Here is a 14880-nt window from a genome sequence, read left to right on the forward strand (position 1 = left end):
GAGTGAGTGAGTGAGTGAGTGAGTGGCGGTTTTTTTGAGTCGATCTTCATGTGGGAAATCGGACTTGAAACTGGATAAATCTCTACCAGGAACCATCCTGCGGAGGAAAACCTGAAGGGGAAAGCAGAATGCTTAACATTGAATAAAATCAAAGCCCTGGCGTATAGCTGGGGCTTTTCGTTTTGCAGCTGTTTTCAGGAAAAGAGGGTAGAAACGAAGCATGGTATCAACACAACCTTTCATTGCCTGAAGCAGAAAACCCGTGGTTGTTGTACTTCCCTCCACAGAGTAGATTCGTTTCATCCTGTACTCTGGGTTTTCTCCCTGGCACAAACCTGGAAAGACTTAATCCTTAAAACCCTTCTTGAGGCTGTCGCCCCACTGAAGTTGAAAACTTCAGCCCATGGTAGGTCCAAGTTGAAAATTTGAACCAGAGACTTCATAGACGAACTAAAGACTTTATAGGTGAGCCAAGGGCTAGATTATAACTGGCGTATCTTAGACTGGAGCCTGTGAACCCAAAGCAGGAGATTCCCCTCCTGGGAGGGGTAGGGGTGGGTTTCCGCACCACGAGCATGCTCCATTAGGTGAATCTATCCAGTTAACCACTTTACAATGGCGGGGCATCTTTCCCTTCAGATATGGCCTATGACGGTTCAGCGCCCATTTCTGACACTTGGGTAAAACAAGGTTTTATGGTCCTTTTCTAACTCTTATTTTTAATTCAGTAGGAGGAAGAAATTTAGAATAATCTGAACAAGAACCATTAAATCAGTTAGAGCCATGTTAGAAACCCAGCTTATCGACAGCATTATACTAGTGGTGACGGTGTTTTTAAGCGCCGTTTTTACGTATGTCATCCACCGGAGCAAACCATTGAATAAGAAGGGGATGGTATTCACTTTTCTCCTGGTTTTTCTGGCCCAGTATACCTTGCTCAATATCTGCGCGCACCTCATTGCCGTGATTGCCGTGGCGTTGATAAAGATGCGGGCCGGCACGTTTGTCTATGACATGCGTTTCTATACCCTTATTCAGTTTGGGGTTCTGCTGGCCATTATCAATGGGTATCTGTTCAGGAGCGTAAAACAGATCTGCCTGGGGAGAGAGCAGCGCTTCCGGAATTTGGTGAAAGCATGCTGCCTGCAGATTTTGATCAGCCTTCCCTTGTTCCCATTCAATCCGCTCAGCTTGCTGCCCGTGATAACCTCTGTGGCGATTATGCTGCTAGTGTATGTTGCCCTGCGGAAGGGAATTTTCACCCGGAAACAGACCTTGGTAGGGTTAGGGCAGGAAATGCAGCTGGCCTGACCGTTCAGGAATGCCGCGGCGTATAGGGGCTGAATCTGGGAAACTTTGCTTAAATTAAGAGACGCGATTTTACTCCCGGAAGCAGCCCTAAATGGAGAAACTACACGATACCAGGCTTAGGAAAGCAGGCATGCTCATCCAGAACCTCATTCTCTTTTTGTTCTTTTACCTGCAGCGGATCACGCAGGGGCAGGAGTCGGTGGCCAAGGTGCTGTTGTGGCAGTTGCTGTTTACGTTTGTGATGTGGGAGGGCACGCGCTTGGCCATCCGGGTTACCCGCTCCAGATTTAAAGGGTTGAAAGGACTTAAACCCCGGCTTTTGTGGTTAGCGGGTACTTTGGTGGTCCTCTCGGTGGTGGTGGGGAGCTGGCACGTCTGGATGGAGACCTTACTGGGCTTCTGGAACCCTGCGGACCTGAACCTCTATAGTTACCTGTACAGCATAGGCATGACCTTGTTCTTCTGCCAGCTGATTGCCATCGCCTACGAGTCTGCCTACTACCTGGACCAGTGGAAAGAATCGCTGAGGCTAACCGAGGAGTTGAAGAAAAGAAACCTGCAGAGCCAGCTTGAGTCCCTGAAGAACCAGGTGAGCCCGCACTTTCTGTTCAACAGCCTCAACTCCCTCTCAGGGCTCATAGAGGAAGACCCAAAACGGGCCCTCCGATTTGTGGACGAACTATCGCACATCTACCGGTACCTGCTGCAGAGCAACGAGAAGGAGCTTATTTTCCTGGAGCAGGAACTGGCCTTTATTGAGGCCTACTTTTACCTGCTGCAAACCCGGTTTGAAAAGGGCGTGTCCCTGGAGATTGACTTGTCCCCTGACCTGAAAGCCTTTCTTTTACCGCCGCTCACGCTGCAAATCCTGGTGGAGAATGCCGTGAAACATAATATCATTTCAGAGGCCTCGCCGCTCCGCATCAGCATTTACGCCGATGGGTCTGACCATCTGGTGGTGGAGAATAACCTGCAGAAGCGCAAAGCCACGGTGCCCTCCAACAAAATGGGTTTAGTGAACGTGGCGGCCAAGTACCATTTATTGAACCAGTCTGAGATTTCCATCCAGGAGACCGATGCCGTTTTCAGAATCCAGATTCCATTGATAAGCCCCAGGCAGTATGCGTATTCTCATCGTTGAAGACGAGGCTATCGCGGCGCGACGGCTGCGCAAGATGGTGGAAGCCCTGGAGCCCCAAAGCCAGATAGAGGCCGTCCTAAACAGCGTGGCTTCCACCGTGCAATGGCTCCAAGCGAATCCCGCCCCGGATTTGTTGCTGCTGGATATTGAACTCAGTGATGGGCAAAGCTTTGAGATCTTCGCGCAGTTAGACGTTACCTGCCCCGTGATTTTCACCACCGCCTATGATGAGCATGCCATTAAAGCTTTCCGGCTTAACAGCGTGGATTACCTTTTAAAACCCATTCAGGAAAAAGAACTGCAAAGAAGCCTGCTCAAGCTCAGGAACATGAGAAAGGTGTTCACCGACAAGGCTCCGAACCAAGTGAACATAGAAGCCCTTTTGCAGGAAATAAACCAGCAGCGCCCCCTTTCGGCAGAACTCTATCGTGACCGTATTCTGGTCAGGCAAGGGCAGCGCATGTTCCCCGTCATCTGCCAGGAGGTAGCTTATTTCTTCACGAAAGAAAAGGTGAGTTTCCTCCGCACCAAAGATAGCCGGTGTTTTCAGGTGGATTTCACCCTGGAAGAGCTGGAGCGGTCGCTCAACCCCAAAGACTTTTTCCGAGCCAACAGGCAGTTCATCGTCAACTTCGCGGCGGTTACGAGAGTAAGCCAGGACCTGAACGCCAAACTGAAAATCGGCCTGACCCCAGATCCCGAGGAAGAGATCATGATCAGCCGCGAGAAGGCAATGGATTTCAGGGCCTGGTTAGGGGAGTAGCCCTCGTTTTAAGGCTAGCCAATCAGGAGGATTTAGGCTGGCTCCGTGCAGAAGAACTTCTTACAATCAATGTGGTAGGCAATACTACCTCAGATCGGTTTTCCGGCTCAGGCAATCCTTCCAGCTTCTTCAGGATAATGTCTATGAGGTTTTTTGACATCTCTTCAATAGGCTGGGCAATGGCGGTGATGGAAGGCTGATAGATTCTGAAGAAGTCCAGATCATCAAAGGCAACTATGGCCACATCTGCGGGAATCTGCAGGCCTAGTTTATTCAGCGCCTCAATGCCGGCGGTGGCCAGGTAGTTCGTGGCGAACAGCACACTGTCAATTTCCTGGTGTTTCTTCAAAAACGCCGCGAAAACGTCAAGGTGTTTTTCCGCGGATTCTTCATAGGCTACCATCTGGATATACGTTTCCAGGTGGTGTTCCTTGATGGCACTGATATAGCCGCCCAGACGGTCTTTCATCTGGGTCTGGTTAGAGTCAAGGGTAACGAAGGCAATATTCTTGTGGCCCTGTTCCACCAGATGGTTTACTGCGGTGTAGGTTGCGTTGAAATTGTCAATCATGACGTGGTTTGTCTGGAGGCCGGGGATAAGACGGTCAAACAACACTACCGGCAGGTTATCATCGAGTAAAGACTGGATGTCCTCCTTTATACCCTCCGGGGGGGAGATGATGTAGCCATCAATATTCCGCTCCCTGAACATCTTGATCAGTTCGCGCGTTTTCTCGGGCTTGTTCTCTGTGCTGCAGTAAATGATCTTGTAGCCCTGTTCAAAGGCATTCTCTTCTATGTGCCGGGCCACGCTGGAAAAGAAATCGTTGGAGATGTTCTCCACCATGAGGCAGATGATCTTTGATTTGCCGGTCCTCAGGCTTCGGGCAATCTGGTTGGGCTTGTAATCAAGTTCTTCCACCAACTTCAATACCCGCTCCGTCACGTGCTCACTTATCCGCTTTTCTTTGGCTTTCCCGTTCAGGATGAAAGAGACCGTAGTAATGGAGATATTCAGTTGTTGCGCGATGTCTCTTATGGAAAGCCGCTTTTTCATCCTTCTTCAATATATAATAACAGGTTCGGTGCTTTTGCCTGTGCAGAGATCATCTCTCAATAGGAAAGCAGTACTTGGCTTGGGACAGACCAAACGGAATGTTCCAGCCACCTTTTGATTCAAACAAGGCAGTAGGGGAGGTGCCAATTCTAATCTGTGGCCAGAAGTGAAACCATGTCTTCTTCTGCCGAGTGAAATTAAGCAAAAAAGGAAAGGATACTACCCGGCACAAGAACTGAAATGAATTCAAGGACATAACCTTTTCATAATAGGAGAGGCAAAGTCTGGTGTTTTGGGCTCGATTGAGAAAAATGAGCTTAAAATAGGCTACGTTAAAGAATGTACCTAAGCGCATTTGCCAATAAAACCAGTATGCTGGACTTTATCGCTCCGGTAGTTTACTTGGCATAGACCTGTTTGAATTATATATCTATAGAATCTATATGGTCTTTGGAGGCTAAGAGTAGAAAAATGAACCGGTGGCATAATGGCATTATGCGGCAAATAACAAAGATGGGCGGAAATAGGAGCATGGTCGCCTTGCTATTCAATATTCAATGAGTTAAATATTTTTTTGTTCGTTTCTTGCTTTTTAAAAATAATGTTTGCTCTTTTATCATATTGTTAAAGAGAGAAGAGCAAAAGCCGTTTTAATTACGAAATTTTACAAGCCTTTCTTTTAACATCTCACCTGAAGGATAAAAGGTATTCATCAACTTGGATGTTTTGCCTACTGTCTTAAGGTCAGAAAGAGGGAAGCCAAGTTTTTGGTGAGTCCCTCTCAGAGTTCCTTCTTACTTTCCTCGCAGATAATCTTCTGCGGTTTTCATATAGAGTACAGCTTTCAAGATTTTAGATTTTTCATAACCACGCCTGCTAAGGTTTTTTAACACTTAATTGCTAAAAGGTTTTAGCATAAGAATATTAAAGTCTAAAAGGGTAATGGCAGGGAATATAGAGCAGTATAAGCTTATAAACCAGCCACAGGGTGCTTAGTTCTTTAATCAGAATAACTCTGAGTTTTCCATTGCCCTGGGGCTCCGGAGTGGTTGGCCGTGCTTTAACAGAAGGTGACTTTTAAGAAGTTGATGGATTTGCTATGCGGAACGAGCTATATAAACACATTTTACATCATGCAATGGATTGAGAGAGGAACCTTGTTTTAAGTACATGCTAAAACGATTTAACAATAAATAAAGTGAAAAGACGCTTTGCAATGTTGCGGGAATAGACAAAACAGGTTGCCCTATCTATATGATTTGCAAAACAGAAATAAACAGCCAGATCACCTTAGATGAGAATTAAGCCATACTCAACATAAAAAGAACCATATGAAACGAGATTTACCCTTAAAATTCCTGCTCAGCAGTTACACCCAGAAAAATCGGGGGCTATGGCTCAAGGTTGTTCTGGCAGGATTCTGCTTTGTGAGTAGTGCGGTACCCTCCCAGGCAATTGGAGAAAAGGCTTCTAAAAAGAATACCGGACTCGCCGTGAAATCCCGACAGCTGGCGAGAGCAGGGGCCAGGGTTGATTTTCAGGTAAAAGGCAAAGTGACCGATAAAACCGGATCTCCTTTGATTGGGGCCTCCGTGAGCGTGAAAGGCACCGCCATCGGCGCCACCACCGATGTCAACGGAAACTATTCCATCAACGCCCCCTCTGAAAGTGGTACCTTGGTAGTTTCTTATATCGGTTATCTGTCTAAAGAAATCGCCATTGGCGGGAAAGCATCCATTGACATAGTGTTGGATGAGGACCAGACCAAAGTGGATGAAGTGGTGGTGGTAGCTTACGGTACCCAGCGAAAAATCAGCAACGTGGGTGCCCAGTCTTCGGTATCGGTGAAAGAGTTAGACCAACCGGTTGCTAACATCAGTACCATGCTGGCGGGCCGGGTGGCAGGGGTAACCGGCGTGCAGCGTTCCGGGCAGCCAGGCTATGACGGCGCCGATATCTGGATCAGGGGAATTGCCTCCTTAAGTGGCTCCAGCGCTCCGCTGGTGCTGGTAGATGGGGTAGAACGGTCCATGAACAACATTGACCCCCAGGATGTGGAGTCATTCACAATCCTAAAAGACGCCTCCGCCACGGCGGTATATGGGGTGAGAGGAGCGAACGGGGTAATCCTGATCATGACCAAAAGAGGCGAGGAAGGAAAGCCCAGAGTAACGTTTGACTATAACCAGGGCATCACCCAATTCACCAAGGTTCCTAAACTCATAGGTGGCGTAGATTACATGAATCTCACCAATGAGGCAATTTACACCCGGCGGGAGCCCGGCGGAAGCATTCCTACCCCCAAGTACAGTCAGGAGTTCATTGATAAAACGGCCAGTGGCGAAGATCCTTTTGTTTACCCAGATGTCAACTGGTTAGATGAAGTGTTTGAGCGAAGCGGTAAAAACCGCAATGCTAACTTAAACGTGAGCGGGGGCTCTCCGCAGGCCAAGTACTATGTGTCTTTAGGGTATTATGATGAAACTGGCCTGTTCAATACAGATGCCATTGCCCAATATAACGCCACAACCCGGTTCACCCGCTACAATGTCACCTCTAATGTGACGCTGGACCTTACCAAGACCACCAAAGTTGACCTGGGCATCCAGGGCTACATCGCTACTGGTAATTATCCGGCAGAAAACGCCGCCACCATCTATAGTTCGGCACTGGAGATCAGCCCGGTAGAATACCCGGTAATGTACCCGGGAGGGTTTGTGCCCGGCAGAACCTCAAACGGAGGGTCCCGGAACCCTTACGCCGATGCGGCCCTGAGAGGATATCAGAACGAAAACAAAAACCAGCTTTTCTCCAACTTAAGACTAACGCAGAAGCTGGATCAGGTAACAGAAGGTTTATCAGCCACCGCTATGTTCTCTTTTGATGCTTTCAACCAGCATTTCATCAGGAGAAGTAAGCGGGAAGACACCTGGATTGTAGATCCGGTAAACCCAAGAAATCCGGATGGAACCCTGAACCTTGGCACAGCGCCAACCTTCTCAGGACAGAACTTTCTATCTTATGACCGGATGAACGGTGGTAACAGAAGATTCTACATGGAAGGCGCCCTGAACTATGACAGAGCCTTTGGCAAACACCGAATCAGTGGCTTGGTATTAGGCAACCGGTCAGACTACTCAGATGCTTTTGCGGGCAATTTCACAGAATCCATTCCTTTTAGAACAGAAGGTATAGCCTCCCGCGCGACCTATTCCTTTGATGACAGGTACTTTGCAGAGGTGAATATTGGATACAACGGATCAGAGAACTTTGACCCGGCAAACCGATACGGCTTCTTTCCCGCCTTTGGATTGGGCTGGGTAATCTCCAATGAGAAGTTCTTCGAACCATTGTCCAACACCATCAATTTCCTGAAACTTAGGTACACCGATGGCAAAGTAGGCTCTGATTCCGGGGCAGGTAGATTTGCCTTCTTAGGAAATGTTACTGACAATAATGTCCGAGGATATACTTTTGGTAGAAACAGAGCAGGGATTGGGGGTATTATTGAGCAAACCTATGGTGTGGCAGTTACCTGGGTAGAGGCCCGTAAGCAAGACATTGGTATTGAGATCAACGCCTTCAACAGCAGCCTGGGCATCATCTTCGATGTGTTCAAAGACCGTAGAGAAGGTGCTTTTGTGGCCAGAGGAGACGTGCCTGCCTACGTGGGGCTTACCTCCATCCCTTCCGGTAACCTGGGTATCGTGGAAAACAAAGGCTTTGATGGCTCTATCAACTACGACAAGAACATCGGGGATTTCTCCATGGGCTTTAGAGGCACCTTTTCTTACAACAGAAATAAAATCATTGAGAACGACCAGCCCGCCCAGCTTTATCCTTGGTTAGAAAGAAGAGGAGCGCCTTTATTGGCTAACTGGGGCTACACCGCCCTGGGACTTTACAGCTTTGAAGACGATGTGAACAAAGATGGGTTCATCACCCCAGAAGACGGAGATCAGTATCCCGTTCAGTTTGGCAGAGTTCAGCCCGGCGACATCAGATATAAAGATTTGAACGGTGATGGCCGCATTGATGCCAATGACATTTCCAAAATAGGTCAGGGAGATGTGCCTGCGCTCACTTATGGTTTCGGGACAAGCTTAGGGTATAAAGGCTTGGATATCAGTTTGTTTTTCCAAGGTCAGGCCGAGGCTGATATTGTGCTGGAAGGACGCAGCATCAGAGCCTTCAGTGGCGACGGCGGCGGAGAAAACCTGTATGAAATTGCTTTAGACCGCTGGACCGAGGAAAACCCCAACCCTAATGCGTTTTACCCAAGATTGTCTTACGGATCAGGAGCGAACGGAAGCAACAACAACAACCAGTACAGCAGCTGGTGGTTGAAAGAAGTAGACTTTCTGCGGTTGAAAACGGCTGAGATTGGGTACACCATTCCCAGTGCCATCTCCGGGAAAATAGGGATAGGAAACGCCCGGGTGTATCTAAGAGGGGTGAACCTGTTGACCTTCAGTAATTTCAAATTATGGGATCCTGAGTTGCTCACCAGAAACGGAGCAAGATACCCTAATATTTCAGTCTATTCTTTAGGCTTTAATCTCCAATTCTAATTTTCTGAAAATGAAAAAGATAAAATCGATCATACTTGTAGGCTTGCTTACAAGCCTGAACTTCTCCTGCAACGACGATTTCCTGGACCAGGTGCCCGACGACCGGTTGACGCTGGAATCTACTTTTAAGAATAGAAACACCGTAGAACAATACCTGGCGAATGTGTACTCCCAGATTCCGGATGATGTAAGCCAAAGAGGGTTAGGCGGGGATGGAAACGTGGGGCCTTGGCTCGCGGCCTCTGACGAGGCAGAGTACGTTTGGGGCTTCGTGGGAAGTAACTCAGTGAACATTGGTGCCTGGGACCCTACCTCAGGATTTGTGAACTCCATTTGGTCAAACTTCTACCGGGGAATCAGAAGGGCTAACGTGTTCATTGAGAACGTGGACCAGTGTACTGACTGTGGCGCTGATGGAGCGCTGGTGAAGCGCTACAAAGCGGAGGCCCGGGCTTTAAGAGGGTTGTACTACTACTATTTGATGCGCTTATATGGTCCGGTAGTTCTGGTGGGCAATGAGTCCATTCCGGTAGACGCTCCCGCTGACCAACTAAAGCTTCCAAGAAACACCTATGATGAATGCGTAGCCTATGTGCTTGCAGAACTCAACGCGGCTGCCGCTGATCTTCCGGCAGTAGCAACAGAACAGAACTACGGCCGCATGACCAGGTCATACGTGCAAGCCATCAAGGCGCAGGTGTTGTTACATGCAGCCAGCCCCTTGTTCAACGGAAATGCAGACTATGCTTCTCTGGTTGGCAAAGACGGAAAACAGCTCATCAACCAACAATATGACGTCAATAAGTGGAAATTAGCCGCTGATGCTGCCAAATCCTTTATTGATGAATTCGTGCCGGGCACTTTTGACTTGTACCGGAAGAACAATGCGCAAGGTCAGTTTGATCCTTATCTCTCCACCCGTGATGTTTTCCTGGATGAGTGGAACAAGGAAGTCATCTTCGCCAGGGTAGACGCGGGTATTAACCCCAGACAGTATGAAATGACTCCTTTCCATGCCGGGGCGCAGGCAGAAGCAAAAGGGAGTGGCGGTCTAGGGGCCACCCAGCACATTGTGGATGCCTATTTCACGGCAAACGGAAGATCCATTAACGATCCAAAGTCGGGGTATATGGCCACAGGGTTTACCAGCTTCAAGGCGCCCAATGACACAGAGGCCAGACAGGTTTTCAACCAATGGGTAAACAGAGAGCCCCGGTTCTATGTGGGCATCACCTATGACAACAGCTTGTGGCTGAATCAGAACACCGGCAACATTGTCACCAGAACCTGGTTCAACGGCAACTCCGGTAAAAACTCAGGGGCCGGAAATGACTACACGCCCACTGGCTACATTGTGAGAAAGAACATGAGTCTTGGCGACTGGCGCAACGGTGGCAGATCCTATGTTATGATGCGGCTGGCCGAAATCTACCTGAACTATGCCGAGGCCCTGAATGAATACAGCCCAGGTCATCCGGACATTCTTACTTATGTCAATCTTATCAGAAATCGGGCAGGAATACCGGAATATGGTTCGGCAGAATTAGAGGCCCCAACTGGTCAGGCTGCGGTAAGAGAAGCCATCTGGAAAGAGCGTAGGGTGGAGCTTGCCTTTGAGAACGTGCGCTACTTTGACGCTAGGAGATGGAAAATTGCGGAGACAGCCTTCAATGGACCAACCTTCGCCCTGGATATCTCTGCCCCGGATATCAACAACTTCTACAACAAGGTGCCTTTTGAGACCAGGGTGTTCACCAAGCGGCATTATCTGTGGCCAATTCCTCAAAATGAAATGAACATTAACCAGTTACTGGTGCAAAATACGGGTTGGTAAGGGTTGGGCTAAGTTCAGGGAAAGACTTCCTGAACCTGGACTTAGCTCTCCATTGAACCACAGGGTTTTATAAGCATCTTCAGATTTTCCATATATCCTTAAAAAATCATATATGAAACAACTACTACAATTTGTGAGGGTGGTCTTTTGTGCGCTGATTTTCTTTAGCGTCATAAACGAAGCCGCCGCACAGGATGATCTTACGTCAAAAGGAGGGGTACTCACGGTATTCAAGGAGAATGACTCTGGGGCAAGTTCCCGGGAAGGTTCTCCCAAAGTGATTGACAATAACCCCGACACCAAATTCCTGTCCCATTTTGAAAACATGCAATGGCTGAGGTTCGAGCTCACTGAGCCGGCGGTGGTGGGAACCTATACCCTTGTCTCGGCAGACGATGACCCCAACCGTGATCCCAAAGACTGGAAATTTGAAGGCTCCAACAATGGGACAACCTGGGTTGAACTTGACGCCCGTACCGGAGAAATGTTCCCTGAGCGGTTTCTCACCCAAACCTATTCTGTGAACAACTCTACGGCCTATAAGTACTACCGCCTGAATATATCCGCCATCAAGGCGAACAACACCTTTCAGTTGGCAGAGTGGCGTCTGTTTGAAGCGGCTTCCACCCCTGATATCACCGAAAGAGGAGGCGTGTTGACGGTGTTCAAAGAAAACGATGGAGGCCAGAATGCGGGAGAAGGTTCGCCCAAAGTGATTGACAATGATCCTAACACCAAGTTTTTGTCAAATTTTCCGGGTTCTCAGTGGATCCAACTCCAACTTACTGCTCCGGCCATTGCCGGCACCTACACGTTGGTATCGGCAAATGACGCGCCAGACCGTGACCCGAAGGACTGGAGAATAGAGGGATCAAACAATGGAACCGACTGGACTGTGCTGGATACCCGTACCGGAGAGATGTTCTCTGAACGCTTCCAGACCAAGACGTACACCCTTACCAATTCCACCGCTTATACCTACTACCGCTTCTTCATTAGTGCCCTCAAGAATGGTGGCACCTTCCAGTTGGCAGAATGGCGGCTCTTTGAAGGGGTTCCTCCTTTGGCTCCGTCTGCGTTAAGTGGCTTTTCTACGGCTGGTGACGAAGTGTATCTTACCTGGACAGACAATGCCGGCACCGAAACCAGCTTTGAACTGCAGCGGTCCACTGACGGAACTACTTTTACCAAGGTGGCTGATTTAGCAGCCAACACCACCACTTACTATGACAAAGGCTTAAACCGGGCAACCCGTTATTTCTACCGGGTAAGAGCTGTAGGGGCTTACGGTCCTTCGGGGTTTTCCCCTGTGAAGAATATCACCACCTTGAACTACAGCGGTGCTTTGGTAGACATCACGGATAACGGCGGAACCCTTACCGTTTCCAAGGATAATGACAATAACCCCAATGAGAACTCCCCTAAGCTGATTGACAACAACCTGGAGAGTAAATTCCTGGAAGCGCCCAACAGAACGTTGTGGGTGCAGTATGAGTCAACCTCCCCAACTGATATAGTGACCAAATACACCATTGTTTCGGCCAACGATGCCCCGGAGCGTGATCCCAAAGACTGGACCCTGCAAGGATCAAACAACGGAACCGACTGGACTATTCTGGATACCAGAAGAAACCAGCGCTTCACTTCCAGATTCCAGCACAGGGTTTTCTCTTTTGAGAACAACACTGCCTTTAAATACTACAAGCTGGACATTACGGTGAACAACGGTTCCAGTGATGCCATCCAGATGACGGAGCTGATGATTTGGGGGATCCCCCAGAATGTACCGGCTGTGCCAGGCAACGTTCGATTGACCAACATCACCGAGAGTGCCATCACCATCAACTGGAATGATGTGGCGAACGAAAACGGGTACGAAGTGTGGCGTTCTACAGATGGAACTGCCTTCTCTAAGCTGAAAGAGGTAGAGGCCGGCGTCACCAATCATACAGATACCAATTTAGGGGTGCTTGCCACGTACTATTACAAAGTGTTGGCAAAAGGAGCAACTTACGCTTCAATCTTTTCCCCGGTGGTGAGTGGGACCACCCTGTATGATGAAAGACTGCCTCTGCCGGCCCAAAACCTGGTGGCAACCACCTTGTCAGAAAATCAGGTGAAATTAGACTGGACAGATAGGGCAGAAAACGAAACCGGTTTCCAGATTGAGCGGTCTACAAATGGTACCTCTTATACTTTGCTCCAAACGCTTGCCGCAAACGTAACCACTTTCACTGACGAAGGACTCAAGTTAGCCACCCGTTATTACTACAGAATCAGGCCTTTCAACGAGTACAGCCAGACCTCAGGAATTAGCGCGCCTTACTCTGCCGTGGCCCAAACCATTACCAACGGCTCTAACCAGGCGCCTTCTATGGCAGCCATCGCGGATCAAAAAAGCTGCAACGTGATAGACGCTTATACCATTCCTTTAGAGGGAATCACCGCAGGGCCTGAAGCTGGACAACAAGTCAACCTGTTGGTTTCCACCAACCGGAGCGCCCTCTTCAGCGATTTATCGGTGAGCACCGTGGAGAACGGCAAGGCTACCCTTACCTACAAACTGGTGGAAGGCCAGACGGGCGATGCTACCGTGACTGTGACCGTGAAAGATGACGGGGGGACCTTGAACGATGGTACCGATACCTTCACCAGAACCTTCAAGATCACTTCCTATGAACTGAACATGAGCGTGGCTGCTGACCGGAATGGGAAAGTACCCAGAGGGGAGACCATCCAGTTGACGGTGACCGGCGAAGAAGGCTACACCTATACCTGGGCCAACGGTCCGGGCATCATCAGTGGTCAGAACAGCAATAAGCTGTTAATCAAACCAACCCAAGGATATGTCTATAAAGTGACTGCCAGCACCGCCGAAGGCTGTACCAAAGAGGCTGAATTCACTGTGCAGGTTGAAGGGGGAGTTGGTTTGCAGGCCAATAACATCCTCACGCCAAATGGAGATGGTAAAAACGATGTCTGGGTGATCTGGAACATCAATACTTACCCAGGCAGCAAACTGAAGGTATTTGATACCGCCGGAAGGGTGGTGTACGAAAAAGAGAACTATGCCAATGACTGGAACGGAACATACCAGGGCTCACCGCTGGCACAAGGCGTGTATTACTATGTGATTGACTTAGGTTCCGGTATTTCTTCCGCCAAAGGAGCCCTCACCATTATCCGTGATTAAAAAACAGAAAGCCATATGAAAAAGCTATATAACCTAAAAAAGGGATTGCCTTTCTTTCTTCTTCTCTTCTGCTGCCTGGCGCTGGTAGAGGAAGGTGCGGCTCAGATCAACCCCTTGAGAGCGATTTACTTTCAGAATCAGTACTTGGCTAATCCGGCCATGGCTGGGGTAACCGGAGGGCTTAGGGTAAACCTCCATTACCGCAACCAGTGGGGGAGCATCTCAGATGCTCCCACCACGGAGGCCATCACCGCTGAGTACGGCCTTGGAAACAGAGTAGGCTTGGGGGTGAACCTGGGGCAGACCAGTGAAGGATTGATCAAAAGATCCAGGGCCATGGCAACGTATTCTTACCACCTGCCCCTGAACCAGGGCACCCGCCAATTGCATTTCGGGTTATCTGCGGGCGTGGTGAATGAGCAGCTTGACATGGACGAGATGGTAGGGGACGTGGATGACCAAACCGTGGCCCGGTTCAACGACCAGGGTCCCTATGTGGAGGGGGAAGTTGGGGTCGCCTACACCGATTCCAAACTCACGATTCAGGGCTCTTTTCCCAATATCAGGGCTTTTCTGGACAAGAGTCTCAATGAGAACAACACCGTGAACCGCTCTACCTACTTTGCCGCCGCCAGCTATAAAGTTACCCTTGGCTCAGGGGTTGGGGTAGAACCCAAAGTGGTGTATCGGGGAGTGAAAGGATTTGATGACCTCCTGGATGCCGGTGCCAACCTGTCGTTCATGGACAACCAGTTCAATGTGTTTGGGATGTACCACAGCTCAAAGAACGTGACCTTTGGCTTTGGGGCTGATGTGAAAAGAAGACTGGCCCTTACCGGAATGTACACCACCGGCTCATCGGCCTTGAACAGCCTTACCGGCATGAAAGGAAGCTTTGAACTTGGGCTCAGAGCCTCTCTCTGGAACGTGCAATAAAATTGCTATATTGGGTTCTTAAAACGTTTTAGCATTGATTTGTAGAAAACCGCCTCAAAACGCCTGTCCGCCAG

General features: G+C 49.0%; 9 protein-coding genes. 7 read left to right on the top strand and 2 right to left on the bottom strand.

Features of this window, described 5'->3' with window-relative positions; genetic code table 11:
- Window positions 1-132: 132 nt before the first annotated feature.
- A complete protein-coding gene (locus tag J3P35_RS09195; protein WP_210464206.1) occupies window positions 133-303 on the bottom strand; it encodes a hypothetical protein in 171 nt (56 codons plus the stop codon).
- A 480-nt stretch (window positions 304-783) separates the two neighbouring features.
- Here J3P35_RS09195 and J3P35_RS09200 point away from each other — a divergent pair, with 480 nt between their 5' ends.
- From J3P35_RS09200 to J3P35_RS09210, 3 genes are all read left to right on the top strand, one after another.
- A complete protein-coding gene (locus J3P35_RS09200) occupies window positions 784-1311 on the top strand; it encodes a hypothetical protein (RefSeq protein WP_210464208.1) in 528 nt (175 codons plus the stop codon).
- A gap of 91 nt (window positions 1312-1402) precedes the next feature.
- Entirely contained in the window at window positions 1403-2452 is a 1050-nt protein-coding gene (locus tag J3P35_RS09205) for a sensor histidine kinase (protein ID WP_210464210.1), read from the top strand.
- On the top strand, window positions 2433-3215 hold the full coding sequence (locus J3P35_RS09210; RefSeq protein ID WP_210464212.1) for a LytR/AlgR family response regulator transcription factor: 783 nt from the start codon (window positions 2433-2435) through the stop codon (window positions 3213-3215). Before J3P35_RS09205 ends, J3P35_RS09210 begins: the two co-directional genes overlap by 20 nt.
- A 22-nt stretch (window positions 3216-3237) precedes the next feature.
- Here the strand turns inward: J3P35_RS09210 and J3P35_RS09215 are convergent, their stop codons facing one another.
- Complete coding sequence (locus tag J3P35_RS09215) at window positions 3238-4272, bottom strand: LacI family DNA-binding transcriptional regulator (protein ID WP_210464214.1); 1035 nt, start codon at window positions 4270-4272, stop codon at window positions 3238-3240.
- Window positions 4273-5603: 1331 nt separating this feature from the next.
- Here J3P35_RS09215 and J3P35_RS09220 point away from each other — a divergent pair.
- The 4 genes from J3P35_RS09220 (at window position 5604) to J3P35_RS09235 (ending at window position 14806) form a co-directional block, all read left to right on the top strand.
- Entirely contained in the window at window positions 5604-8843 is a 3240-nt protein-coding gene (locus tag J3P35_RS09220; protein ID WP_210464216.1) for a SusC/RagA family TonB-linked outer membrane protein, read from the top strand.
- A gap of 10 nt (window positions 8844-8853) precedes the next feature.
- Window positions 8854-10677 (top strand): RagB/SusD family nutrient uptake outer membrane protein, encoded by a 1824-nt coding sequence (locus tag J3P35_RS09225; RefSeq protein ID WP_210464218.1) that lies wholly within the window; start codon window positions 8854-8856, stop codon window positions 10675-10677.
- A 112-nt stretch (window positions 10678-10789) separates the two neighbouring features.
- Window positions 10790-13870 carry a T9SS type B sorting domain-containing protein gene (locus J3P35_RS09230; RefSeq protein WP_210464219.1) on the top strand — a complete coding sequence of 1027 codons (3081 nt, stop codon included), beginning with the start codon at window positions 10790-10792 and terminating at the stop codon, window positions 13868-13870.
- Window positions 13871-13885: 15 nt separating this feature from the next.
- Window positions 13886-14806, top strand: coding sequence for a PorP/SprF family type IX secretion system membrane protein (locus tag J3P35_RS09235; protein WP_210464220.1), 921 nt, complete (start codon window positions 13886-13888; stop codon window positions 14804-14806).
- Window positions 14807-14880 lie beyond the last annotated feature (74 nt).

It is taken from the genome of Rufibacter roseolus (assembly GCF_017916365.1).
Classification (GTDB): Bacteria; Bacteroidota; Bacteroidia; order Cytophagales; family Hymenobacteraceae; genus Nibribacter; species Nibribacter roseolus.